This is a genomic window from Desulforhabdus sp. TSK, from assembly GCF_022836495.1.
Taxonomy (GTDB): Bacteria; Desulfobacterota; Syntrophobacteria; order Syntrophobacterales; family Syntrophobacteraceae; genus Desulforhabdus.
Map to the genome: position 1 here is coordinate 1 of NZ_BQXM01000004.1, position 23,104 is coordinate 23,104.

Consider the following 23,104-nt stretch of genomic DNA (forward strand, 5'->3'; position numbering starts at 1 on the left):
GGCGAGGGCCGAGGGGGCCACGGGGATGCGGCCTCCAGTTCTCTTGAGGCACCCCGAACCGGGAGATACCTGCCCGGCCCTTCGTCCCGCATGCGAAAGCTGCATCACGGAAACGGCCCCGTTTGCGCGAATGACGTCAGCCAGTTTCGACAACCCGGCGAGGTAGCGGTCATGATCGATTGCCAGCGGACAGTCCGTGTTGCTTCCGATCGGATAATCCACAATGCCGTCTTCTATAGTGATAAGACCGGCCCCGCCCTTCGCTCTTCTCTCGTAGAACCGGACCATCCGGTCGCTCACATACCCATCCACGGCGTAGTGGGTGGTCATAGGCGCCATGACGATACGATTCTTTACTTGTATTGCCCCGATCCGGATGGGTTCGAAAAGCCTCATGGTCGTGATCTCCCGGCTGTTGATTACTGATGCCCGGCACAATGCGCCTCGGCATGGTCCAGGTCCTTGAAACCGGATTTTATCGCCAGTCTTTCCAGCATCTTGAGGCTCAGGTTGACATCCTGCCGGCGGTAGTTCCGGACCTGTTGATGATAGAGCTCGATGGTTCTTTCCCCGTATGTTTCCAGTTCGCACCGAAGGTAGACGGAAAAGTTCCTGCCGTCGTCCGTTGCGTCGCTGCCCCTGCATACGCGGGAATACAGATAGGGGTATTTTTCTTTGATCTCGAGCTGCCAATCCGTCTCAATGGCGACCACTGCGTCTATGAGAGGATGGAAGTTTGTCCGGGGCAGCCGGTTGTCCATCCGGGCATATTTCTCCGTCAAAAGATTTCTGCCTTCCTGCTTCGCCTTTCGCAGATCGCCGAGATAGGAAACCAGCATCTCTTCGGTCCACTGCTCAAAGATGCTGCCCCGCACCTGGCGAAAGGTCTGAGGCGACTGTTGGCATGACACGGGATAGGCGCTCTTGACCTGTTGAAACATCTCCCATTCGCTGTCTAAAACAGCCGCAACCAAGCCGCTTTTCTTATGATCGGGAGTAGTCGTTTCCATAAGCGATACCGCAACCGTTTCCTTGCGCCAAAGTCTAAAAATCCTCATTGCCGGCGAATGCGACTGGTTTCTTCCCCGGTCGGTCCGCAAAGCTCGATGGCCGATTGGAACAGGTGCTAACCCTCCATGCTCATGTGCCCTCCGCAATAGCGGCAGGTAGGGTTCTTCGAGACATGAAGCTCCGAGAAATCCATTTCCAGGAGGTCGGCGTAAAGCAGTCGCCCGACCAGCAAGCTTCCTTTTCCCAGGATGTGTTTTATGATCTCCGATGCCTGTAGAACGCCGATAAATCCAGGGGACACCCCGATCACACCGGCCCTTGCGGAGTTGTCGGAAGATTGCGGCAAAGAGGGATAGAGACAGCGATAGCATGGACCCCTGCCGGGCGTAATGGTCATGACTTGTCCTTCGAACCCGGATACGGCCCCGTATACCCACGATTTTCGGGCCAGAATGCAGGACTCGTTGATCAGGTCGCGGGACTCGAAATTGTCGGTGCAATCGATTACGGCATCGAATTCCTTTATTACTTCGACCATTTCCGTTACCGATTCCACCCGCCGCGGATAGGCCACGACGTGTGTTTCTGGACTAAAGCCCATAATCGTATGCTGGGCGGAAAACACCTTCAACATTCCGATGCGATGCGGGTTATGCAAGATCTGTCGGTTCAAATTAGAAAGTTCGATACGATCGTCGTCAGCGACCCCGATCGTCCCCACTCCCGCACAGGCAAGGTAATAGATTGCAGCCGAAGCAAGCCCCCCGGCACCGAACACCAGGACTCTCGCCCGGGCAAGCTTCCGCTGACCCTCCGGCCCGATCTCGGGAATGGTGATTTGCCTTGCATGTCTTTCGGCTTGACGCGATGAAGGCCCCATGGCTATTGTTCAACTCCCCTGAAGACGGCCTCGGGATCCTCGAACATTTTTCGAAATCTCTCCTTTGCCCCTTCCCGTACGCGCTCTCCTTGCTCCTCGCTCATGCCCTGGCCGGTTATCCATTTTTCCAGCAGCCGCCCTCCCGGCAACCACCTCTCCATGGTCTCCCGCTCAAAGACCCACATCTTTTCGTCGACGCCCAGAGCGCAAAGAATATCCCATACTTCCTCTCTTTGCCGCATGTCGCAGTAGACGCACATCACGCACTCGCCCAACTTGAATTCCCCGATGATCTCCCGGTCATACTTGGCGGCTGGGACCATTTTCTTTTCGACATAAGGATCGATTTTTTTCGCCAGTCCGGCGAGTTCTTCAACGGGGCCGAAAATTATCCACTTTCCCCAGTGATCGAGGTACTCCCTGTTTGTGAGCTGCCTGCCCTGATAGTTGATGTAATTGTAATCCCCGTAAAAATGGCTTCGCGGCACTACAAAGATGAAATGAGATTCAGGTCTGTCGATGATCATCGCATCTCTCCTTCAGGTTCATCCCGCAGCTTCGGCGGGAATGATCTGAACGGTGTCCCCGTCGTGCAGCATTGTGTTCAGGCCTTTTAAATAACGGACATTTTCACCATTGTGATAGACGTTGATATGGTCCGGTATCTCTTCCAGCCCTAGCCCGGCGACCTCCCGCAACTCGGGATAACTTCGCGCCAAAAGATCGAGCACGGCGCCGAGCTGCCTCTCTTCCTCCACATCCAGCCGGATTCTTTTCTGATCTTTTGCCAGGCAGGCAAAAACTGAAGGCAGTTTGACCAAAACCATCATGAACCGTTTCTCCCTATAACGTTTCGGCAGAACCGCAAATATTCGCTCTCGGCCTTTTCAAGGAAACCCTTCTGCATCTGAAGTGTGAGCAGGATCGATTCGAGGGAGGCCTTGCCGGCTTGGAGGCTCGTCACAAGGGCTTCGCGTATGGATGCCCCCGCGGCGACCATCTCTCCGATCATGAGGCTGGTTCGCGTAGATACGTCGAGGGCTATCTCTGAGTTGCCGCGAATGAGATTTATGGCACGCATGATCTGGTCCGCCTGCTCTTCGGTAACACCTGTTTTTCGCAGCAGGACTTCCCTTTCAACCGCATTGGGAAGGTAGTCCATGAGGATCACGTAGAAACGGTCTCGCAACGCCGGATCGAGCAGTTCGGTGCCGATGTACTCCTCGCCTTCGTTAAGAGTTGCGAAAAAGACCACCCCGTCCGCGACGTTTAGCATTCCAAGCTCATCCATCCACACCTGCCGGTCGTCCGAGAGAATGGAAAAGAGCATGTTCAAGGCCTTGGGATGCTCCGGCCGGTTGATCTCCTCGAGGTGGATGACGCAGCCCGGGGTTTGGATTGCCTGAGGGAAGAGAAACTGCTTGTACTTCGTTTCGCCGCTTTCCAGCGCATATTCCCCGAACAGCTGGCCGGGTTCAGACAGGATTCCCACTTGGAACGTGGCGAGAGGTTGCTGATAGACCGCTGCATACTGATGCACGATGGAAGATTTTCCGCATCCCTGCCTCCCGGCGACAAGCACGTTCACGGGGTGCCTTTGTGAGATGCGATGAATTCTTTCCAGGATGCGCAACGTTTCATTGTCTATGTAGAAATATGGGTCTTCCTGAGGAATGGGGATTCCGTTCTTTTCTTTGAAGGACATGGCGTTTCTCCTTTATGGTCCTTTATGGTCCGATCGGTCTGTTGCGGCAACGCTCCCAAAGGCAGGAGGAACCTGTTGCAGGATGGTAACCCCGGTTTGATGCAATGCCGTTGCAGGGACCTTTGCAGCGTTCGGATATAAGTTCCGACATTTCTGGACCTGCTAATGAAAAAATATAATATGCTTATAGGATATGTCCGGTCATCGTCAACCGCGCACCACCTCCGTATTCTCGAATCAAGCACACGAAACTCTATTTACTGGGGCGCATACGGTTTTGAGCGTCGCATCTTTTCGCAGCCGGGCTGATTTCCATTAACCTGCCTTGGCAACAGCAACGGGCGCCTTCGGGCATACGGTTCCATAAGGTCTTTACACGGAGTATGAGTTTTCATTGCCAGTTAACGCACCTGATCAAGGATCGAAGCACATCGGGTAATTCATCTATCTTATCGATAAATTGAACCAGATTGTCATATTCTTTCTTAAGCGATTGTCTGCCGGCCGGGCTGCAACCAATTCCCAGAGTAAGTAAATTGATCCTTCTTCTCCGGCAAAACGCTATGGCATCGCCGACCCCGCACCCCCAATTGGAAGCACCATCGGTAATATGAATAAGAAACGGCTTCTTGTTTCTGACTTTCATATTCAGCGCCGTGGCGATTATCGCCTCCCCCGAAGCCGTCTTGCCGTGAGGCAGCACGGAGAAAAACCCTCCCCGGACGAAGATTTCCGTCAATCGGCACTTATTGTTGACCTCGTTGTAGGCAAACATCTTAGAATTTGGATTGAAGCTTTTGATCGCGGAAAACAGTGTTTGCACAATCGTTTCCGTTTGTTCCCACTTTTCCGGATCAGCCATGGACCCCGAAGCGTCAACCACTATTACGATATCGTTTAAAAGTTCGAACTCATTCTTTTTGGCGTGAAAGGCTGTTCCCGATGTAGGAGCCCTGTACAACCTTCTTCGGTCGATCTTGCCGGACGTCAATCCCCTGTTGTAGACAGTTCTCCTCTGCGACGCAGCCTTGATGATAAGCTTTAGTTTTTGAAGAAGGGCTTTGTCCACCCTATTGGGGGCATCCATGACGAGGTCGTTTTTTTCGATTTGCACGACGTCATCGATGTTCTTGACATTCCCTCTGACTTCTTCGCTATAATTTACCTTTCTGCGGAACGTGGATTCTATCTGACGGGCAAAGCTGTATATCGTCTCTTGAAGGGACTTCTTTTCTTCGTCTTCAAGTTCGACTTCTCTTAATTCGGGGTCCTGAATGAGAAAAGGGTCGGACCGGTCTCCGGGCCAGAACTTCACATAATTGAAAACCTCCGACCAAACGGACAGGTAGAGGTTGAGACGGTATTCGCATCGTTCGGTCACGCGTGGAATTTCAGGGCATTCGTGAATGAGTCGCCCGACCATGGAATTCAAAAGGGCCATGGGCTCGCCGTAGAGCTTGGCAAGATTGCCCACTCCCCTGACATTTCCGGCCGTGATGTCTCTGAACGGTTCCGTGTATTTTTCACCGCCCCGGTCGGCGGCAATTCTCCACCATAAATGGAGAAGATGAGTAAACGTAGGAGGAGTAAGAAAACCCTGGGCTTTGTTGGTGTATTCCCAAAGCCGTGCTTTTTCCGTGTAGATCCCTAGAACAGTGCAGTTGGAAAGACAATCCAGGTACACCTGTTCGCACATGTCGAGAAACAATTTGAGCTTGTACCGATACGGGGGCAAAGGAGTAGCCTTCTCAGCCCCGATTCTTTTCAGTCGTTCGCTCCATTCTCTCGTTTCAAATGCCTTACGAACGGTAATACCCACCATAATGTCTGTTCTGTCAGCCGGAACAGGATACACTCCGACCACTGGCGTCGGGTCGAGTGCAATCCCGTTCTTATGGTCCATGCCGGCCCAAACGATCGTACCCAGGTTCGAACCCACAAACGACCCGATTTTTCTAAGGCTCCCCAGAAGCTTTGCAAGCTCGATAACTTCAATCGGGGACTTGTCCCTTCTCCAGAAGGCCGAATACCCCTCCTCCCCTGCCACCGGGAAGCGGTCAACAACCCCGGATTCGGACCTTGCTACTGCGTCCATATGAATCACCTCCTGAACGAAAACCGGATCACGAGTTCTTCACCTTTTGGACGGACATCGGAAAACGTCAATGGAAAGCGGAAAAATGGAGATACCGTCAACCCGTTTGTTTCCGCTTTCCGTCTGTCGCCTCCGATATCCGTGAACGTAGTGCGTGTTCCCCTGCCGCCTGTCTTTTGCGGCAGGGGAGGCTCAAGTCATCATCTGATGAGCCTCACACGTGATCGCGGAAGCTCAGTTTCCCTTCTTCATGCTTGGTGCAGGTCATATTTTGCGCATCCCGCACCCAGCGCTTCCAGACCGACCCCATTTTTGTCCTGTTGACCGTGCACTGGCCCTGATCGGGGTTTGTCGGGTCGGCAATCTGCCACTTACACGTCTTACACGGCTTTGAAGTGCCGTCTTCATGATGCAACAGACTCGCTACAGTACTCATTTCGTATCTCCTTGGTACGGGAATGACGGGACTCCTGCTCCATTGGTTGTCCACAATTCGCTCACGCTCTGGAGCAGCACCCGAAGTCCGTTAGTTCGACAGGTCCACGTTCAGGTATTCCAGGTCTTCAGCGCCGAACTGCTGCTCGGTGCGAGCGATAATGGTATTCTGTCCGTAAGTCGGAATGTCCACAAACCGAGCGCTGAATCCCGCGACCCTGACGATGAGGTCCTGATGCTTTTCGGGCTCCTTCTGGGCTGCCTTCATTTCGGCTGTGCTCACAACATTGAACTGCACGTGATCGATATTCAGATCATGCCACGTATTCATATAGGCATGCCAGATGTCGAAGCCGTGCTTGCTGCGCATCATGGGCACGGATAACCGCTGGTTGAGCAGGTTCGCTTTCTGGTTCTCCTGGACCTTGGAAACCGATTTCAGGACCGCCGTCGGACCTTTCTTGTCCGTGCCGAAATAGGGGGAGATACCGCCGTCGTCAGCGGCCTCTCCACCGTAGCGGCCATCCGGGGTTGGGCCGGTACGCGAGCCGACTTCCATGTACAGGCCGACACCCTGCCCGACGGGCATTATCGGTCCGCCGGAGTAGTTCGTCACCTTCCTCATCTCGCCGCCGATGATTTCCTCGTAGTATCTCTTGATGATCCCATCCGCGTAATCATCATCATTTCCCCACTTCGGAGCGTTCTTGAAGTCCTTCTGCATCTGCTCGAAGCCTTCCCAGTTGGTCTTCAGGGCTTCCATCAGCTGCTTCATCGTATATTTCTTATCATCGTAGATGAGCTTCTTGATGGCAACCAGGGAGTTTCCGCCCACGACGGTCGTTATGGGGTTATGCCACCCATTGGGCTGCTCTGAGAGAGAACAGGCCTCAGCCCCGAGTTCCATGCACCCGTCGTCGATGCTGGAGACAAAAGGAAGCTGGAGAAAACGGCCTTCCATGTAACGGCTCACATCTTTGGCCCGGATCACAAGATTGACGCAGTAGGCGTATTGCTTCTTATAGGCGTCCCATAGTTGTTCAAAAGTCTCGAAGTTTTCAGCATACCCCGTTTCGGGACCGAGTTGCATGTCCGAATAAGACCAGTCGTAGCCGTTGGTCAGTGTGATTTCGAAGATCTTGCCGGGAAAGATGGAGCCGCCGCCTTCCGAGCGAGTCTTCTGAGTCTTTCTTCTGCCGACGAGTCCCGGCGACATGCACAAGACATTGGCCCAGTCATGGGCTTCTTCATCCGTGGCCCCGTTTTTGTTCAGGCTGAACTGGCTATAATATTTCATCTGTTCGGTGCCGATTTCGTCGTGTTTGATGGATGGGTATCCAAGTCCGTCCCGAATGCACTCGAACACGTGATACAGGGTCTTTACACGGTTTTTCTTGGAATATCTGAAAACCATGGAGGGTTCGGTGGTCCGGATATTTCTCGCACCCTCGAGAATGGCATCCGTCATATCGTTGCAGCCGTCGGAACCGTCCCCGTTGGTGCCGCCGATTGTGAATATGAAAAGATCATTGGAGCCGGGGAAGATCTCCCTATACCCTCTGGACTTGCCCGCACCGTGCTCAGAGATCTTCAGTCTTTCCATCTCGACCATTTCCACCGCATCCGCGTGCGTCATGGGCTGGAACGACTTGTTGATGATGCTGGTCTGGTAGTAAGGCCACAGGACCTTATCTTCCTTGTGCGCGTAGCCGCTGGCATACCTTTCGATGCCGTGGCAGAGGAGATAAGTGTACCACTTTGCCTGGAAAGCATCCTTCAACCCTTTGCAGGGTTCCGCGGGGACTCGGCGGCTGATCTCTCCCATCTCCAGCAACTCTTCCTTCCTTGCCGGGTCCGTTTCAAAGTTTTCCGCTACGATTTCGCACAGTCTCGCATGCCGTTTGGCCCAACTGATAACCGCCTTGTCCGCGATTATCATGGCTTCCCAATTATCGATCTTGCCGATCCAATCGAGCCCTTTCGTGCCGTCCCACGGCTGTTTTGCCATTTCAGCCTTTGCGTCGCGAATGTGCCCTTCGGCCAATTCGATCCGTTTCAGAAGGCCGTCTTCCAGCACGGTTTCGTAGGGAGGCACAACGCTGTTATAGCCGTGGGCAAACGATGGGGCCTCCATGCTGCTGACCTGGTACATCCGCTGCAAGTCGACGGGATCGAAATATTTTTCGCACTTCGATTGCAGGCTGTAGGGCTTCCAATAATTGTTGATCTCTTCCGCTTCGGCCGCCGGCTGTGGGGAATAGTCGCTTTGAAGGTAGTCCTTGACGTTCATGTAGGAAAGTTCGGGATAAAGCGGGAACATATTTGGATCTTCAGCATGATAGCCAATTATGAATTCGTCCTGCTGCACAACTACCGTTCCCTTGGTCAGAACGGCCGCCAGTTGCAGCGCGCGACGAATGACCTCGGGCTTCCCACGCGACTCCTTGTGCGATTCGGTGATGAGCCGCATTCTCTCGATGCCGGCCCTGACCCCTTTTTCGACAAACTCACCGGCCGAGGCGTGCTTCCATCGGCAGCGCCCCTTCAATCTCCTGGTTCTGTCGGTGGACGGCGCAGACAGATGTTCGTGCAGTTCCTCGTCCGGTATGTCGGCCTCTTTGGGATTAGCCAGTGGGAAATCGATAACCTTGCCTTTGTACTGGATAGGCTGAGCGAGTGTTGTCATGTTGCACTCCCTTGTTTTCTATTAGGAACGTTTCCGAAAGTTCCCGCAGGTTTCGGTCTTTTCGAATACCGGCTTGGAAAGCCAATATTTGCCTTTTTGGTCCTTGTGCTCCGTAACACAGTCGGCCTTGCCCGGTTCAAAATCGTCCTCACCCTCGGGCACCCGGAAAAAGAACGCGCATTCCGCACATGTAGCCATCGCTTTTCCTCTCGATTATTTGAGTTTACGCACTTAAAGTCTCAACCCGTCCTTGACATTCAGTCTGCTTTCACCTCCTTTCTCCTGGTTTGAGCCCCCTCTCCGTACCCATTCCAACCATGCCTCCAATGCTCACCTGGATGATGCCGGACTCGGCAAGGGCCTTGGCAAATGGCACCAGTTCTCTGGGAGAAATCTCTTTGATCCCCTTGTACCGGTATGTCTCTTCACGCCCGAGAAATTCGTATTTCTTCTCGCCGTAAACGTGGTACGGCAGAATATCCACACCAGTGAGTCTGTCCGCAAAAGAACGCAGGAATTCCACGCATGCTCGAAAATTCTCAGACGAATCATTGAACCCCGGGATGATCGGCAGGTGAATTCTCACGTTCGCCTCCGCCATTATCAGCGCCCTGATATTTTCGAGAATCGGCTCCAGAGGGAAACCCACGACGCTCCTATGTTTCTCGGGGTCCATGGATTTGATATCCACGAGAAAAAGGTCGATGCTGTTCAGTAGAGGCTGGATCACTTTCCATGGCGCAAAACAACTGGTCTCCATCCCAACATGGATCCCCTCCCGCTTCAGACGAGAGGCGAGTCTGAGAGAAAACTCCGGAAAGAGCAGAGGGTCACCGCCGCTGAGAGTGACGCCGCCGCCGCTTCGTTCAAAAAAGGGAAGGTCAGCAACCGCTTCCCGCACGATTTCTTCCATTGAATACTCTCTGCCCACAACACCCCTTGCCTCGGACAGGCATGCCTCCACGCATTTCACGCATCCGATGCATTTGCTCCGGTCTATCCTGCAAATCTGTGTCTTGCCACTCCTCACTATTGACGAGGCCCCGGTCGGGCATACCTCAACGCAGCGACCGCACCCGGTGCATTTGTCGGCGTAGAAATAAATCTCCCGCCTGCGGCTTTGTGTTTCAGGATTATGGCACCAGGGACAGTGAAGCGGGCAACCCTTCATGAAAATTGTGGTCCTTATCCCTGGCCCGTCCTGGAGACAAAACCGCTGAATCTCTGTGATGAGGGGAATTGCATCATTGGCCTCACGACCCGAAACGGCCTCATCAAGATTTGCCGCAGAATGTTCCATTCCGCACCTCCCAGCCGACACAAGAAGGCCACCTGTTCATGGAGAACAGGCTTCGTTGGATCGAATCGAGCAGAGCAATGCCCCTGCCGGCTGTGGAGCCGATAGCGTACATCGATACCTGCTCGAAGCAGGGTATCCAATCCGATCGACCAACTCGATTTCCGTGAATCAATATACCGCTATAAAGCTTCCGACAGTGTGGGTCATCTCTCACAGCTATAAGTGAGTGTGGAATTTGTCATGAACATTCACAATCGTCCAAGCGCGTAGCAAGCACCATCATGTGAAAAGAGCGGGGAAGAGAACAGAAAGATTGTGAATAATGTTTTTATCCTATCCATTATCACAGTGGTATTCAAATAATCATAATGAGAAATCCTTGTCAACCTTTTTTTTCAGGAACTGAAAAAAAAGAAAAAAGTGCCTCAGTCATAAGAAATTATCTAATAAAATCGAAAGAAAATCGTAAGAAGCAACATTTCTGTATTTTTTTTAGGAGATCTGTGGTATCTAATAAAAAAACGTTAAATTCTTAAAAATGTAAATTTTCCTTCGGTATCCAGGGGCGCTGAGGTAAATGTGTCTGCACCACAGCTTTTTCCCGTTGGGGTTACAATTCTTTTCCGTCTGGCCCCGCAGCTCTTGGCCGGCCATCCTGGAAAGAAATTGCGACGCCACGTGAGTGCGGCTCTGGAGCATTGAGGTTTGCAGTTGCGTCTCGATCAAGCATTGTTGGGTTCACCTCCCGGATTGCCCTGTGGAGCCCCGGTTTCTTGAAGAAAATGTTTTGTAATAGTTTGGAGGAGTTGGGATGAATGAAAACGTGGCTGAAAAGAAGGATGCGATACTCCGGGCTGCGCAGGAGATACTGGCCGAGAAGGGCCTGAGGCAGTCTACGGTTTCTGAAATAGCCAAACGTGCGGGGGTCTTTGACTCCGAAATTTACCGATATTATAAAAATAAAGAGGACCTTTTGTTTTATTCACTTTCGGAACGGATGGAGGGGGTAACGAAGGATTTGATGTTCCATTTCAGTGGAATTATCGGAGCCACTAATAAACTGAGCAAGATGATTTGGTTTCATCTGAGCATCAATGATAATGACTCGGATTCAACTCGAGTCCTTAAGTACCTGCTTTTTGAATGCCGCTCCAATAGACATTTTTATTCACATGCCGGTTATGAGGTTCTTCGCAGCTACACGGGAATCATGTTGTCGATTCTTAAGGAGGGTGTTGAAAGTTCGGCATTTAGAAGTGATTTCAGTCTACACCTCGTGCGGGAAATGGTTTTCGGACTACTTGATGAAGAAGCGCTCAGTTGTCTGCTTATCGGGGAAATCGACAAGACAATCCCGGACTTTGAGGCCATAATGTCTCTAGTTTTTGCAATGATTCAGAATGGCACACATGATCCGAATGAAGATACTACTGACAAATATGGACGCATTATAGAAGCCGCCAAGCGAGTCTTTGCCGATAAAAGCTATGATAAAGCGACAATTGCTGAAATTGCCAATGATGCAAAAGTCGCTGAACGAACGATCTATGAAATGTTTAAAACTAAAGAGGATCTTTTATTGGCAATTTCTGAAGAAAAATTCAAATCCAAAAATAAGTATATGGAAAGCCTTTTTGAGCCTGAAGAATCGTTAGCTAAGCTACAGCGTCTGATATATTATTTTTCTAATTTATTACTATCGGATCCAAAATTTGCTATTATATTTTTACGAGATACTAAATTAAACAAAAAGTTCAATATTAAGTCTTTTTCATATCTTTCCGATTGCATATCCACGCTGTATAAAATTCTCGACGATGGTAAAAAGGATGGTACCTTCAGGCAAGATGTTGATAATAGAGTTTTTAGGAATCTGTTCTTCGGGGCTTTCTCTCATTTGACGGTGAGATGGTTTGTGGTCGGCAAGATCACTCCGATCAAGATGATGGAGGAACTCAACGAAGTCTCATCCCTTCTATGCCGTTCGGTAACCAGGCGATTGGATGTGTTGAGATTATAGAAACTCTGGCTTTTCCCTCTGCTATTCCTCAACTTGACTCTGCGCCCTAAGACTGACCTTAACTTCCGGGAAAGTCCGCTCTGCCTGGCCGCTTCGTCTACTTCATAAATCTGTGTTCCTCTTTATGATGGAGTGCGCTGCGAATAGCTTGTTCGCTTTTTTCAGGCAGCTGACTTCTCTCGGCAAGTCAGAGCAAGGGTCCGCCCGGCACGCGCTGCGTTCTTGTAAATTTTGCTCCTGCCATGCAGGACGTGGCACTTTTTCCTCGCTGGTGTATTTTTGGGCAAGTTCTCAGAATTATTTTAAGGATCATTACTAGGCGGAGACTGAGGCGGCCTATCTATTAGCCCCTCCCGCCCTTTCCAGGCTATGTCGATAAAGAATCTCGGACTTCCCTGTATTGTCATTCCCTTCCTTTCTTTTGCATGGGCCATTGGCGACGCATGGATTGCAGTGATAATCAGTAACGCAGCTGCAAAATAAAACTGGTATTCACATTGTATTTTTTAGAAACCCGTACTGTTTTTAGGAAAAAGAAATAGTAACTAACTGAAATTAATATTAAAAAAATTTAATAAATAATAATCCTTGACAGCCAACTCAAGAATGTGCATGAATGCTACTTACGTGATGCAGAATTAAAGATACTCATTCTCACTCATTCGCATACTCAAATCTCCAAAAACCGCTCAAGCATTGCGCAATTTATTGATTTTAATTTTGAATTTAATATAGCGGCTTCTTTTTACTTTCTGAGTGCTACACATTTTTTAGAATATTTCGTGCAAGACTAACAAAAAACCGAGGGAGAAGACCATGGCTAAAGAAGAGAAAAAGCAAAGAGATCCAGACATTACTTTCTTTCATCCCGATCTCCTGGAAGTGCCCGAGGATTGCTCCTCCCCTTTCCTTAAAGGTTACCGGTGTAAGAGTTGCGGTCAGCTCGATTTCCCCAATTTGAATCCCTGCCCCAACTGCTGGGGAGAGGAATTCGAGATCGTACCGCTTTCGCGGAGGGGAAAGCTGTACAGCTACGCCGATATCTTCATCGGTCAACCGGGACTGCAGACGCCCTACATCATCGGATACGTCGATCTGCCTGAGAACCTGCGCATCTTTGCAATGCTGGATGGCGAAGTCGGGTCGTTTCAGTGTGGTGAAGAAGTGGAACTGACCGTCGGAGAGATAAGGAAGAACAGGGACGGGCTGCCGATATTGAGCTACAAATTTAAGAAGGTGAACGGATAACCTTTTGATTAAAGGAGTAATAACCATGAAGTTGCCACGGGAAGTATATATCGCGGGTGTTGGGGAGACGGTTTTCGGCAAACGTAAGGAGGACTTTGAAATACTCGGACGGCAGGCCGCCTTCGAAGCCATCAAGACCTCGAAGATCGACAGACCGGACGTAATTCAAAGCGCCTATTGCGGCAACGCCACCAACGGCATGGTGACGGGACAGACAATCCTGAAGGACATTGGACTGGTGGGGAAGGCGAGCATGGTGAACGTCGAGAGCGCATGCTCGGCCGGGGCCATGGCTGTGCACATGGCCATAAAGGACGTTGCCTACGGCATCACGGAGTGCTCCCTGGGCCTTGGAGCGGAGAACCATACACTCCACAGGGAGACGGGAACGGCTTTCACTCCGGCAATGAATGATATTGAAACCGTGCACGGCGCGGTCATGACCGGGAAGTATTCGATGCGCGCAACGCGTTATATGTATGAGACCGGCGCGACCATCGAAGATTTGGCTATGATCACGGTAAAAAACCGTGGTCATGCGACAAATAACCCCTATGCCTGGTTCAAGGGCAAGGTGTCGGTCGAAGAAGTGGTCAATTCCCGCATGATTGCCTATCCCATGACCTTGCACCAATGCTGCGGAATTGCCGATGGGGCGGGCGCGGTGGTTGTGTGTTCGAAAGACATGATCAAAAAACTCGGCGTCGACAAACCTGTCAGGGTTGCCGGGTCCGTCGTCACCTCAGGGCCGTACCACAACCGGCCAAGGGACATCACCGGCGATGATATCACTGAAGCGACCAGCGACCTGCTCTACGAGCAGTCGGGCATCGGTCCCGAAGATGTGGACATTGTGGAATTGCATGACGCCTTCACAATCGCGGAGCTGCTTTACTACGAATGCATGCGTTTCTGCAAAAGAGGGGAGGGCCTTCAGTTCCTGAGGGACGGCCAGTCGACGCACGGCGGGAAGTGCGTATTCAGCGCCAGGGGCGGGATGCTGTCATACGGGCATCCGATCGGCGCTTCCGGAGCCGCACAGATCGCCGCAAACGTGAAGCAACTCAGAGGCGAGTGCCCGGGCTATCAGGTGGAGGGCGCGAAAGTCGCCATGTCGCACGTAACGGGCGGCGGGCTGTCCGGAACCGAACATGCTGCCTGTACCATGCACATGCTGGTAAGAGGATGGTAGGTCTGTGGATAGAGAGTTCCCATGCAAGGACACTCAGAATAGGAAAGGAACCGTGCCATGGAAGTGGTGAAAGACAGAGTTGCTGTGATAATCGGCGCTTGTGACGACATCGGGCGAGCGATAGGTCTCCGCCTCGCCTCCAGGGGCGCCACCGTCATTGCTTGCAGTTCGGATGAAAAAGAACTGAAGGCTCTGGTTGGTTTCATTGAAGAGAAGGGCAACAAAGCGGAAGCCAAATTGGTCAATCCCACGTCCTCTACCGATATCAAACGGCTTGTCGACGACGTAATGAAACAGCATGGCCGTATAGATATCCTGGTGAACAACACTGACGCCCAGTGCGGAAAGTCCGTGTGTGACGCCTCTGATGAGGATTGGGAGATGGGACTTCGGGGGAATCTGAGCCCCACTTTCTACTTCTGCCGCGAGGTAATCCCCGGGATGCAGACGCAAAAGCACGGACGCGTGGTGAATATCAGCAGCATCGATTATATGGGATGGCCTGGCCAGTCCACCTATTCCGCCGCCAAGTCCGCTCTCTTCGGATTCACCCGTTCGCTGGCCCTGGAGACCGCACGGGACGGAGTGACGGTAAATTGCGTTGCCAAGGGCGATATTGCCACAGGTCAAATGAGCGAGGAACAGGCGGAAAAGATTGGCTCCGCCCTGCCCGTCAAGAGAATCGGACTCCCCGAAGATGTGGCCAGAGCGGTGGGATTTTTCGCCTCTGACTCTTCCAAGTATACGACCGGCCAGATGCTTTTCGTATGCGGAGGCAAGAGCGCCCACTCTTCCATGTCGATCTAGACGCATTATTTGCGAAAAAGCGGAGGCAAAAGATGGGAATTGAAAACAGAGTGGCCCTCATTACGGGCTCGGCGAGTGGGATCGGGAAGAAGACGGCCTACCGGATGGCTCAAAACGGGGCCAAGATTGTCATCAATGATATCATGCTCGACAAGGTGGAGGAAACCGTCAAGGAATTTGAGCAGGAGGGATTGGCGGTAATCGGCAAAGTCGCTGATATTACGAAAAGAGGCGAAGTGGAGAAGATGGTCGAAGAGACCATCGGGACTTTCGGCAGCCTCGATATACTCGTGAACAACGCCGGAATGGAGCGTGCAGGCGCATTGCGCAATCTCACCGAAGCCGACTGGGACATCACGCTGAATGTAAACCTCAAGGGAGCGTTCCTATGCAGTCAGGCGGCCCACAACCACATGGTTGGCCAGAACCGGGGTAGAATTATCAACATCGCTTCCAGGGCATGGCTTGGAGGGGCAGGGCAGGCGCCGTATTCTTCGGCCAAGGCCGGCGTGGTGGGGCTCACTCGGGTGCTGGCGCTGGAGCTTGGACGAAAAGGCGTGACCGCCAACTGCGTAGCCCCCGGTCTTATCCATACTCCGTTATGGGACGAGTTGCCGGATAAGAACAAGGCGTTTCTCCTGTCCAAGCAGCCTACCGGCAAACTGGGTGATGTGGATGACATAGCAAACGCAGTGATGTTCCTTGCCGATGACGAAAACGGGTTCATAACGGGTCAGGTCCTCTATGTATGCGGGGGTAGAAGTTTGTACTCCGGCTAAAAGGTGTTTGCAGGTTCCCGGCGATGAAACTATGGCTAGTCTTCAGGAGATAATCTATGAACGCTATAAATGATTCTCTGAGCAGTATAAGAGTGCTCGATTTCACCGGCGAGCTCGGACCCTATGCCGCTAAGCTCTATGCCGGCCTGGGGGCGGATGTCATTCATCTGGAACCCCTCACCGGCGACCCGATGCGGCAGGTAGGCCCGTTCTTCCAGAATACGCCGGGCATGAACCGCAGTCTCCAATTCCTCTATTATAATGCGGGCAAAAAGGGGATGGCGCTGGATCTCGAAAAGCCGCAGGGAAGGCAGATATTCCTTCAACTTTGTGAAAAGGCCGACCTTTTGCTGGAAAGCTTCGTCCCTGGCTATCTCGACAATCTGGGCATGTCTTACGACCGGTTGAGTGCGATCAACCCGCGCCTGGTGCAAACCTCCATAACTCCTTTCGGCAATTTTGGCCCCTACAGGGATTTGAAGGGGTCGGACCTGATCTGTTCTGCGATGGGGGGATTTCTCTATCTGGCCGGGATCGATCACGACAAGCCGGTCCGGTCCTGCGACAACCAAGCCTACAGGATGGCTGAAGCCTATGCCGCCGTCGGCAGCTCGATCGCCCTGCTTTTCGCAAACAGGACGGGGATCGGCCAGTTCGTGGACGTGGCTTGCCTTGAAGCCGTCGGAATGGCCCTGGAAAACGCCGCCCAATATTGGGACCTGGAAGGCGTTATCAGGAGAGGCAGGGGCAAAGTCGCCGGCGAGGCGACCATTCATCCCTGCAAAGACGGCTATTTGGCCATTGTTGCCATCATGGGCAAAAACAAGGTGATGTGGGATCCTTTCGTCAACTGGATGAAAGAAGAGGGGGTGGAAGAGTGGGAGGTTTTCGACAACGACAAGTGGATCGACGTTGCCTACCGCAGCTCTAAAGAGGTCTATGAAACCTTCTGCAGAATCTTTGAAAAATTCACGATGAAACACGACAAGCTGACCCTCTATGAAAAGGGGCAGGCCAACAAAGTGGCGCTTACTCCGGTGAGCAATGGCAGGGACCTTCTCGAAAACCCGCAATTGCGTCACCGCGAATACTGGAAGACGGTCTATCATCCCGACCTGTCCGCGGAGATCACTTATCCAGGCGCGCCTTACGCGCTTGGCGATTTAACGTGGCGGCTCGGGAACCCTGCCCCTGCCCTGGGGCAACATACTGCCGAGATCTTGAAAGAGCTCGGCTACTCGAACAGCGACATCGAATCCTTTGCAAAGGAGGGTATTGTCCATGTCGGCTAACTTCAAAAAAGCTCTCGAAGGAATTGTTGTCTGCGATTTTTCCTGGGTCGGTGCGGGGCCGATCACGACCAATGTATTGGCGCAGTGCGGAGCAGAGATAATAAAAATAGAGAGCGTCACTCGTCCGGACATTCTGCGCAAGGGGGGGCCATTTAAGGACGGAAACAGCCAGGGGCTTGAACGAAGCGGCTACTTTGCCAACCGAAACCCCAACAAGAAATGCATCGCCCTGAACATGAGCATCCCCGAAGCGCGGGATGTCGCGGTGCGGTTGATCAAGAAAAGCGACATTATCATCAACAACTTCCGAGTCGGGCAGATGGAAAAGTGGAAGCTCGGTTGGGAAGATGTCAAAGAGATGAACCCGCGTATCATCTACATCACGATGAGCCTTCAGGGCCTCACCGGGCCGCACAAGTCCTACATGGGCTACGGCGTGAATCTCAATGCGCTCTGCGGCCTCACTGAACGTTCCGCTTTCAAGGGCGGAAGGCCGTTTGGCACAGGCACCAATTACACGGACCATGTGATGGTGCCCTGCCACACCCTCTTCGGGGTCATGGCGGCACTTCTGCAGCGCGAAGTTACCGGGAGGGGCCAGACCGTGGCGGTTTCTCAGCTTGAATCCGCAATAGCAATGAAACCTTCCGATGTGATGGCCTACGCCGCCAATGGCGATCTGCTGGGGCCCCTGGGTTTCGGTGATGACCATGCCGCCCCGCATGGCGTCTACAAAACGCTCGGCTACCACAAATGGATAGCGATTTCGATTTTTTCCGAAGACGATTGGCACACCCTGAAAGGCATAATGGGCAACCCTGCGTGGGCCAACCAGACCAAGTTTGCCACGCTCGGCGCGCGCAAGGAAAATGAAGATGAATTGAATGCCGCCATTGAAGCCTGGACAAGCAACCAGCATGCCTACCAGCTGGTCGAACGGCTCAGGGCCGGAGGAATTCAGGCCGGAGAAGTCAAAGATGCTCGCGCGGCTGTCGAAGATCCCCACCTGATCGAGCGGAAATTCTGGACTTATCTCGATCATCCCGTCGTGGGCTCGACCCTCTACAACAGGGCCCCCATCGTTTTTTCAAAGACTCCGATCGAGATGAAAACGGCCGCGCCGCTTTTGGGCGAGCACACCCGAGAAGTCCTGAGCACCCTGCTCGGTTACTCCGAGGAAGAGATCGATCAGCTGGCGAAAAAGGATGTATTGACTTAGAACCACTACCAAAACAGGAGCACTAAGATGGATTTTTCCATTTCCGAAGAATATAACATGTTGAAGTCATCCATGCGCGAATTCGTAAAAAGAGAGCTGCTTCCGCTGGAAAAATCTTTCCTGGAGCGGGACATCTCGCTGTGGACCGAACCGGGACCCCAAATTGCCAAGGCCGATATGGAAAGGTTATTGCGGGAGAGCAAAAAGCTCGGCTTTTGGGGGCTGGAGGTCGAGGAAAAGTTCGGGGGCCAGGGGCTGGGCATGCTTGCCAAGACCCTGGTGCAGGAAGAGATGAGCAAATCGTTTGTCGGCTTTTCATTTCATGGTTTCCTGCTTCCCCCTGATGCACCCAACTTGTACTACCTGCATTCCTGCTGCGTTGGGAACCAGCGCGAAAAGTACTTTGTGCCCTACTGTGAAAATCAGTTGGATTCGGCGATGGCATGTACGGAACCCGGCGCGGGCTCTGATGTGAGCGGTCTCAAGACTACGGCGGTCCGCAAGGGCGACAAGTGGGTCATAAACGGCACGAAGACCTTCATCAGCAAGTGTGACAAGGAAAATCTCTTCTTTATCCTCATAGCCGTCACTGACAAGGATGCTCCGGCAAAAGACCGCTTTACCGCGTTCCTGATCGATCGGGATATGCCGGGCGTAAGGATCGGACGTGAGATTCCCGTGATCGGTGCCATGCCGACCTGGGACTTGATTCTCGAAGATGTGACCGTCGGGGACGATGCAATCCTGGGCGAGATCGGAAAAGCCTTCATTCCGCTTCAAAACCGGTTCGGGGTCCGGCGGATCGAAGTGGCCTGCCGCTGTACGGGTATGGCCGAAAGACTGATCCAAATGATGATCGACCAGGCCAACACGCGTACGACCTTTGGAGAGCCCCTGGCCAATCGACAGACGGTCCAGAACTGGATCGCCGATTCCACCATTGAATTGGAAACGGTGAGATGGCTCCTCTACTACGCGGCCTGGAAGTCTGACCAGGGAATTGAGGACCTTCGCAACGAGGGTTCGATGTTGAAGGTGGCTGCAACGGAGATGCTGACCAGGGTTGCCGACCGCGCGATCCAGGTCCATGGCGGTGTCGGGCTCTCCAAAGAACTGGGAATCGAATACGTGGCTCGCATGGTCCGCATTTGGCGTATCCTCGAGGGCCCCTCCGAGATCCACAGGTGGACGCTTGGGCGTACCATTTTAAAGCAGAAAAAGCCCTACAACGGATTCGTATTGGCGAAGGACAACGGGGATTAATTTCCCCCAAAATACCAGGACATAATTAGAGGGAACACTACCATGCCTGTAAATTATATGGTTGAAGACCATGTAGCCTATGTCACTCTCAATCGCCCCGACGCCATGAATTCGCTCGACCCCGAGTCTGTTGCGCAGCTTGCCGACATTTGGGCCGAGGTGCGCCGCAATGACGATATCCGCGTTTCTGTTTTGAGCGGGACCGGTGAGAAATCCTTCTGCACCGGGACGGACATGAAAAAGACGCCGCCTCCGGCCGAGTGCATGGCCTCCATCTGGCTGCGGGAGGGACAACCGATACTTCCTCACATGAGGATGTGGAAACCGATTATTGCTGCCATCAACGGCTATGCCATAGGAGGGGGCCTCGAGATGGCCCTTGCCTGCGATATCCGGATTGCCAGTACCACGGCTAAGTTCGGCCTTACCGAAGTGAAGGTTGCAAGCCTTGCCGGGTTGAACGGCACGCAGTGCTTGCCGAGGGCCATTCCCCAGGCCGTCGCCATGAAGATGCTCCTTACCGGAGCCATGATCGACGCCCAGGAAGCTTTGCGGGTGGGGCTCATAAGTGACGTTGTAGAGCCGGCCGAATTAGCCGAGTTGGCAAAAAAATACGCCGGCATGATCGCCGCCAATGCTCCGCTGAGCGTCAAGGCAGCCAAGCAGGCTGCCCTCATGGGGCTTGATATGCCGCTTGACCACGGCATAGCGTTTTCGCACCTGCTTTGGGGGACGCTCAGGGACACGGAAGACCGCAAGGAGGGTTTCCAAGCATTCAGCGAAAAGAGGGCCCCTCAATGGAAAGGCCGATGACAGCCGGGACTGCGCTGTTACACTGACTCTTGAATTAGAAGAGAGCGAGTGATCAGAACCGTGTTCTTCCTGCTGCTTCATTATATGTTGACAATAGCTTGCATCATTCTGCTTCAAATGAGTCATTGAATACTTAGCCGGCAAGAAGACTACAATTCGAATTATCCTGCTGATATCAATAAAGCACTGTCACATGATGGATTGAACTCCTGTTACTTTGCCGGCTGAGATTCGTTTCATCAACGTGGGTTTAAGACTCAGCAGTTCATCGGAAAATACCCGATTATTGCAAAAGAGCCGGATTGGAGCAGGAGTATGACCGCCAGAAAATGCATACGCTGTCTCAAGATATTTGGATGCATCCTGATGAAGCAACATCGTGAATGCACCGAGTGCGGGATGTGTGAAACCCTGTGCGCGGAAGATGTAACCGGAGGGTTGTGCACACCGTGCAAGGACGAATGGCTCCAATCCAGGCGGGGCGGAACGGGTCAGGCGGGGCGAAAACCTGCTGTTGCAGGGGGATATATGCAGGACGAGACTGCTTTCGCTCCGCTCCACCCCTCCTGCTGATGCAGAGGTCCGAAGCAGGTTAATGGGGGATGGACGAAGACAATCCTTTACAAGGTTTAAATCCGTCCTCCCGGTTCAGAAATAATGCCCGAAGCTTTAAAGAACGTCTTTTGCAGCATCATATAAGATAAGGAGGTGCTCAAATGAAAATTGCAGTGCTCGCCAAGGTGGTGCCTGACTACGAAGTCCCCGCGGGAGATTTCGAACTGGCTGGAAACCGTGCTCACGCTCGTTACACAAGAATGATCGGACTCTATGACGAAAATGCCATTGAGACCGGAATTCAGTTGAAGGAAAAATATGGGGCCACGCTAGGTATTGTTTCTTACGGACAAAGCGAGGATGTGCCCATACTGAGGAAAGCCATTGCAATGGGTGGGGACAGCCTTCACCTCGTGTTGGGGGAATCGGATGATCCCTATGTCATCGCCTCCAATTTGAAAATAGCCTTAGAGCAGCTGCAGGACGTCGACCTGGTGTTAGCGGGGCAACAATCCGCCGATTTGGACCGGGGGGTCGTTCACGGCGTTCTTGCCGAGATGCTCGGTTGCACGTTTTTGGCCCAGATCAGCAGGATCGAATCCGACCAGGGGCGCTGGACGGTGTGCCAGAATCATGAAAGCGGAAGCCGCATGCTCCAGTTCAGCGGCAAAGCGGTCCTTTCGATCACCAGCAGCCCTGAAAACGTGCCGCGCATTCCTGCGGTGCGGGCAATCATGGCCGCCAAGAAAAAGCCCGTGGAAAAGCTGCAGGGGACGGACGCCCCGCCGATGCAGGTGGAAGAGGTTAAGGTGGAAATCCCGAAACTCGAATCGGTGTGCGAATTCCTGCCCTTCGAAGACATGCAGGAAACCTCCAGGATGCTTTTGGCGAGACTCAGAGAGGAGCGCTACTTATGAAGACATTGATCATAGAAAAAATCGAGCCCAAAAGGATCGGTGAGCTGGTGACAGTGGGAAGGATACTTGGCGAAACACCCGACTTGTTGGCTCTTGGAGAAGGTGAAGTCCCGGGTACATATCCTCGCGCCTACCAGTGTCCGGAAACAATTGCCGCCAATTTGGTAGACGGCGTTGCTGATTTGATCCAAAGAGACGGCTATCAGGTGGTGCTCCTCAGCGCCACGACTCTGGGGTCGGAGATCGCCGGGCGTTTGGGGGCAAGGCTAAAAGCGCCCGTGCTTTCCGAGGTCATCGAAGTCAAACCGGACATGACGGTCAAACGGCCCCTCTATGGGGGCAAAGCCGTGGCCGAATACAAAATACAGGGAAATCCCGTTATCCTCACCATTCGCAGAAAATACTTCGAACCCGCGCCACTTGAGGGCACGACCGCGGCTGCCGTCTTCAACGTCGAATCCCCCTCCGTTGTGCTCCTTTCCGAGGAACAGGTGCAGACTCAGGGGGTGCGCCTCGAAGATGCGGAAATCATTGTCTCCGGCGGCAGAGGCATGGGCAGCGCGGATAACTTTGAGGTGCTTCGGGAGATGGCCGGACTGCTCCGCGGTGCGGTCGGCGCATCGCGGGGAGCGGTGGATGAAGGATGGGCGTCGCAAACCATGCAGGTTGGCCAGACCGGTAATATTGTGGCACCGGCCGTTTATTTTGCAGTCGGTATATCGGGTGCCAGCCAGCACCTGGCGGGTATCGCAAACGCCAAGTGCGTGGTTGCTGTAAATAAGGACGAGGAAGCCAATATCTTTAAGCGGGCCCGTTTTGGTGTCGTATGTGACTATCATAAATTCATTCCCGCTCTGATCCAGGCCTTAAGAGAGGAACAGTAGGCG

The 23,104-nt window shown here is 52.7% G+C and carries 21 protein-coding genes and 1 pseudogene; 11 read left to right on the top strand and 11 right to left on the bottom strand.

From position 1 onward, the window contains the following. The 11 genes and pseudogenes from MWC30_RS03595 to MWC30_RS03645 form a co-directional block, all read right to left on the bottom strand. Positions 1 to 396 (bottom strand): annotated as a pseudogene (locus MWC30_RS03595) (hypothetical protein); the annotation flags it as partial. Between the two features lie 23 nt (positions 397 to 419). Next, positions 420 to 1,010, bottom strand: coding sequence for a DUF4125 family protein (locus MWC30_RS03600; protein WP_244082787.1), 591 nt, complete (start codon positions 1,008 to 1,010; stop codon positions 420 to 422). 116 nt (positions 1,011 to 1,126) lie between these two features. After that, entirely contained in the window at positions 1,127 to 1,891 is a 765-nt protein-coding gene (locus MWC30_RS03605) for a ThiF family adenylyltransferase (protein ID WP_244082788.1), read from the bottom strand. A gap of 2 nt (positions 1,892 to 1,893) precedes the next feature. Next, the gene (locus MWC30_RS03610; protein ID WP_244082789.1) at positions 1,894 to 2,418 is read right to left on the bottom strand and encodes a hypothetical protein; all 525 of its coding nucleotides are present in this window, start codon (positions 2,416 to 2,418) and stop codon (positions 1,894 to 1,896) included. Between the two features lie 18 nt (positions 2,419 to 2,436). Beyond that, the gene (locus MWC30_RS03615; protein ID WP_244082790.1) at positions 2,437 to 2,721 is read right to left on the bottom strand and encodes a MoaD/ThiS family protein; all 285 of its coding nucleotides are present in this window, start codon (positions 2,719 to 2,721) and stop codon (positions 2,437 to 2,439) included. Beyond that, positions 2,718 to 3,596, bottom strand: coding sequence for a MoxR family ATPase (locus MWC30_RS03620; protein ID WP_244082791.1), 879 nt, complete (start codon positions 3,594 to 3,596; stop codon positions 2,718 to 2,720). Before MWC30_RS03620 ends, MWC30_RS03615 begins: the two co-directional genes overlap by 4 nt. Positions 3,597 to 3,987: 391 nt before the next feature. Continuing rightward, the gene (locus MWC30_RS03625) at positions 3,988 to 5,691 is read right to left on the bottom strand and encodes a vWA domain-containing protein (protein WP_244082792.1); all 1,704 of its coding nucleotides are present in this window, start codon (positions 5,689 to 5,691) and stop codon (positions 3,988 to 3,990) included. A 214-nt stretch (positions 5,692 to 5,905) separates the two neighbouring features. After that, positions 5,906 to 6,127 carry a benzylsuccinate synthase beta subunit family protein gene (locus tag MWC30_RS03630; RefSeq protein ID WP_244082793.1) on the bottom strand — a complete coding sequence of 74 codons (222 nt, stop codon included), beginning with the start codon at positions 6,125 to 6,127 and terminating at the stop codon, positions 5,906 to 5,908. Between the two features lie 90 nt (positions 6,128 to 6,217). Then, a complete protein-coding gene (locus MWC30_RS03635; protein WP_244082794.1) occupies positions 6,218 to 8,812 on the bottom strand; it encodes a glycyl radical protein in 2,595 nt (864 codons plus the stop codon). Between the two features lie 21 nt (positions 8,813 to 8,833). Then, positions 8,834 to 9,010 (bottom strand): benzylsuccinate synthase gamma subunit family protein, encoded by a 177-nt coding sequence (locus MWC30_RS03640; protein WP_244082795.1) that lies wholly within the window; start codon positions 9,008 to 9,010, stop codon positions 8,834 to 8,836. Between the two features lie 70 nt (positions 9,011 to 9,080). Then, the gene (locus MWC30_RS03645; RefSeq protein ID WP_256461216.1) at positions 9,081 to 10,112 is read right to left on the bottom strand and encodes a glycyl-radical enzyme activating protein; all 1,032 of its coding nucleotides are present in this window, start codon (positions 10,110 to 10,112) and stop codon (positions 9,081 to 9,083) included. Positions 10,113 to 10,923: 811 nt separating this feature from the next. On the opposite strand from MWC30_RS03645, the gene MWC30_RS03650 reads away from it, so the two are divergent. From MWC30_RS03650 to MWC30_RS03700, 11 genes are all read left to right on the top strand, one after another. Continuing rightward, a complete protein-coding gene (locus MWC30_RS03650; protein ID WP_244082797.1) occupies positions 10,924 to 12,132 on the top strand; it encodes a TetR/AcrR family transcriptional regulator in 1,209 nt (402 codons plus the stop codon). Between the two features lie 816 nt (positions 12,133 to 12,948). Further along, positions 12,949 to 13,380: a Zn-ribbon domain-containing OB-fold protein gene (locus tag MWC30_RS03655; RefSeq protein WP_244082798.1), complete on the top strand. Its 432-nt coding sequence runs from the start codon at positions 12,949 to 12,951 to the stop codon at positions 13,378 to 13,380. A 25-nt stretch (positions 13,381 to 13,405) separates the two neighbouring features. After that, a complete protein-coding gene (locus tag MWC30_RS03660) occupies positions 13,406 to 14,572 on the top strand; it encodes a thiolase family protein (RefSeq protein WP_244082799.1) in 1,167 nt (388 codons plus the stop codon). Between the two features lie 57 nt (positions 14,573 to 14,629). Next, positions 14,630 to 15,379 carry an SDR family NAD(P)-dependent oxidoreductase gene (locus MWC30_RS03665; RefSeq protein WP_244082800.1) on the top strand — a complete coding sequence of 250 codons (750 nt, stop codon included), beginning with the start codon at positions 14,630 to 14,632 and terminating at the stop codon, positions 15,377 to 15,379. 32 nt (positions 15,380 to 15,411) lie between these two features. Continuing rightward, positions 15,412 to 16,158, top strand: coding sequence for an SDR family NAD(P)-dependent oxidoreductase (locus MWC30_RS03670; RefSeq protein ID WP_244082801.1), 747 nt, complete (start codon positions 15,412 to 15,414; stop codon positions 16,156 to 16,158). 56 nt (positions 16,159 to 16,214) lie between these two features. Continuing rightward, positions 16,215 to 17,450 (top strand): CaiB/BaiF CoA-transferase family protein, encoded by a 1,236-nt coding sequence (locus MWC30_RS03675; RefSeq protein WP_244082802.1) that lies wholly within the window; start codon positions 16,215 to 16,217, stop codon positions 17,448 to 17,450. Then, the gene (locus tag MWC30_RS03680; protein WP_244082803.1) at positions 17,440 to 18,669 is read left to right on the top strand and encodes a CaiB/BaiF CoA-transferase family protein; all 1,230 of its coding nucleotides are present in this window, start codon (positions 17,440 to 17,442) and stop codon (positions 18,667 to 18,669) included. The genes MWC30_RS03675 and MWC30_RS03680 overlap by 11 nt, the downstream gene beginning before the upstream one ends. A 27-nt stretch (positions 18,670 to 18,696) precedes the next feature. Beyond that, complete coding sequence (locus MWC30_RS03685; protein WP_244082804.1) at positions 18,697 to 19,932, top strand: acyl-CoA dehydrogenase family protein; 1,236 nt, start codon at positions 18,697 to 18,699, stop codon at positions 19,930 to 19,932. A gap of 42 nt (positions 19,933 to 19,974) precedes the next feature. Next, positions 19,975 to 20,745, top strand: coding sequence for an enoyl-CoA hydratase/isomerase family protein (locus MWC30_RS03690; protein ID WP_244082805.1), 771 nt, complete (start codon positions 19,975 to 19,977; stop codon positions 20,743 to 20,745). Between the two features lie 716 nt (positions 20,746 to 21,461). Continuing rightward, positions 21,462 to 22,217 (top strand): electron transfer flavoprotein subunit beta/FixA family protein, encoded by a 756-nt coding sequence (locus tag MWC30_RS03695; RefSeq protein WP_244082806.1) that lies wholly within the window; start codon positions 21,462 to 21,464, stop codon positions 22,215 to 22,217. Further along, positions 22,214 to 23,101, top strand: coding sequence for an electron transfer flavoprotein subunit alpha/FixB family protein (locus MWC30_RS03700; protein WP_244082807.1), 888 nt, complete (start codon positions 22,214 to 22,216; stop codon positions 23,099 to 23,101). Before MWC30_RS03695 ends, MWC30_RS03700 begins: the two co-directional genes overlap by 4 nt. Positions 23,102 to 23,104: the final 3 nt, after the last annotated feature.

Coding starts and splice junctions, on each gene's coding strand:
- MWC30_RS03600 (WP_244082787.1), bottom strand. CDS start 1,010: ATGGAAACGACTACTCCCGATCATAAGAAAAGCGGCTTGGTTGCGGCT.
- MWC30_RS03605 (WP_244082788.1), bottom strand. CDS start 1,891: ATGGGGCCTTCATCGCGTCAAGCCGAAAGACATGCAAGGCAAATCACC.
- MWC30_RS03610 (WP_244082789.1), bottom strand. CDS start 2,418: ATGATCATCGACAGACCTGAATCTCATTTCATCTTTGTAGTGCCGCGA.
- MWC30_RS03615 (WP_244082790.1), bottom strand. CDS start 2,721: ATGATGGTTTTGGTCAAACTGCCTTCAGTTTTTGCCTGCCTGGCAAAA.
- MWC30_RS03620 (WP_244082791.1), bottom strand. CDS start 3,596: ATGTCCTTCAAAGAAAAGAACGGAATCCCCATTCCTCAGGAAGACCCA.
- MWC30_RS03625 (WP_244082792.1), bottom strand. CDS start 5,691: ATGGACGCAGTAGCAAGGTCCGAATCCGGGGTTGTTGACCGCTTCCCG.
- MWC30_RS03630 (WP_244082793.1), bottom strand. CDS start 6,127: ATGAGTACTGTAGCGAGTCTGTTGCATCATGAAGACGGCACTTCAAAG.
- MWC30_RS03635 (WP_244082794.1), bottom strand. CDS start 8,812: ATGACAACACTCGCTCAGCCTATCCAGTACAAAGGCAAGGTTATCGAT.
- MWC30_RS03640 (WP_244082795.1), bottom strand. CDS start 9,010: ATGGCTACATGTGCGGAATGCGCGTTCTTTTTCCGGGTGCCCGAGGGT.
- MWC30_RS03645 (WP_256461216.1), bottom strand. CDS start 10,112: ATGGAACATTCTGCGGCAAATCTTGATGAGGCCGTTTCGGGTCGTGAG.
- MWC30_RS03650 (WP_244082797.1), top strand. CDS start 10,924: ATGAATGAAAACGTGGCTGAAAAGAAGGATGCGATACTCCGGGCTGCG.
- MWC30_RS03655 (WP_244082798.1), top strand. CDS start 12,949: ATGGCTAAAGAAGAGAAAAAGCAAAGAGATCCAGACATTACTTTCTTT.
- MWC30_RS03660 (WP_244082799.1), top strand. CDS start 13,406: ATGAAGTTGCCACGGGAAGTATATATCGCGGGTGTTGGGGAGACGGTT.
- MWC30_RS03665 (WP_244082800.1), top strand. CDS start 14,630: ATGGAAGTGGTGAAAGACAGAGTTGCTGTGATAATCGGCGCTTGTGAC.
- MWC30_RS03670 (WP_244082801.1), top strand. CDS start 15,412: ATGGGAATTGAAAACAGAGTGGCCCTCATTACGGGCTCGGCGAGTGGG.
- MWC30_RS03675 (WP_244082802.1), top strand. CDS start 16,215: ATGAACGCTATAAATGATTCTCTGAGCAGTATAAGAGTGCTCGATTTC.
- MWC30_RS03680 (WP_244082803.1), top strand. CDS start 17,440: ATGTCGGCTAACTTCAAAAAAGCTCTCGAAGGAATTGTTGTCTGCGAT.
- MWC30_RS03685 (WP_244082804.1), top strand. CDS start 18,697: ATGGATTTTTCCATTTCCGAAGAATATAACATGTTGAAGTCATCCATG.
- MWC30_RS03690 (WP_244082805.1), top strand. CDS start 19,975: ATGCCTGTAAATTATATGGTTGAAGACCATGTAGCCTATGTCACTCTC.
- MWC30_RS03695 (WP_244082806.1), top strand. CDS start 21,462: ATGAAAATTGCAGTGCTCGCCAAGGTGGTGCCTGACTACGAAGTCCCC.
- MWC30_RS03700 (WP_244082807.1), top strand. CDS start 22,214: ATGAAGACATTGATCATAGAAAAAATCGAGCCCAAAAGGATCGGTGAG.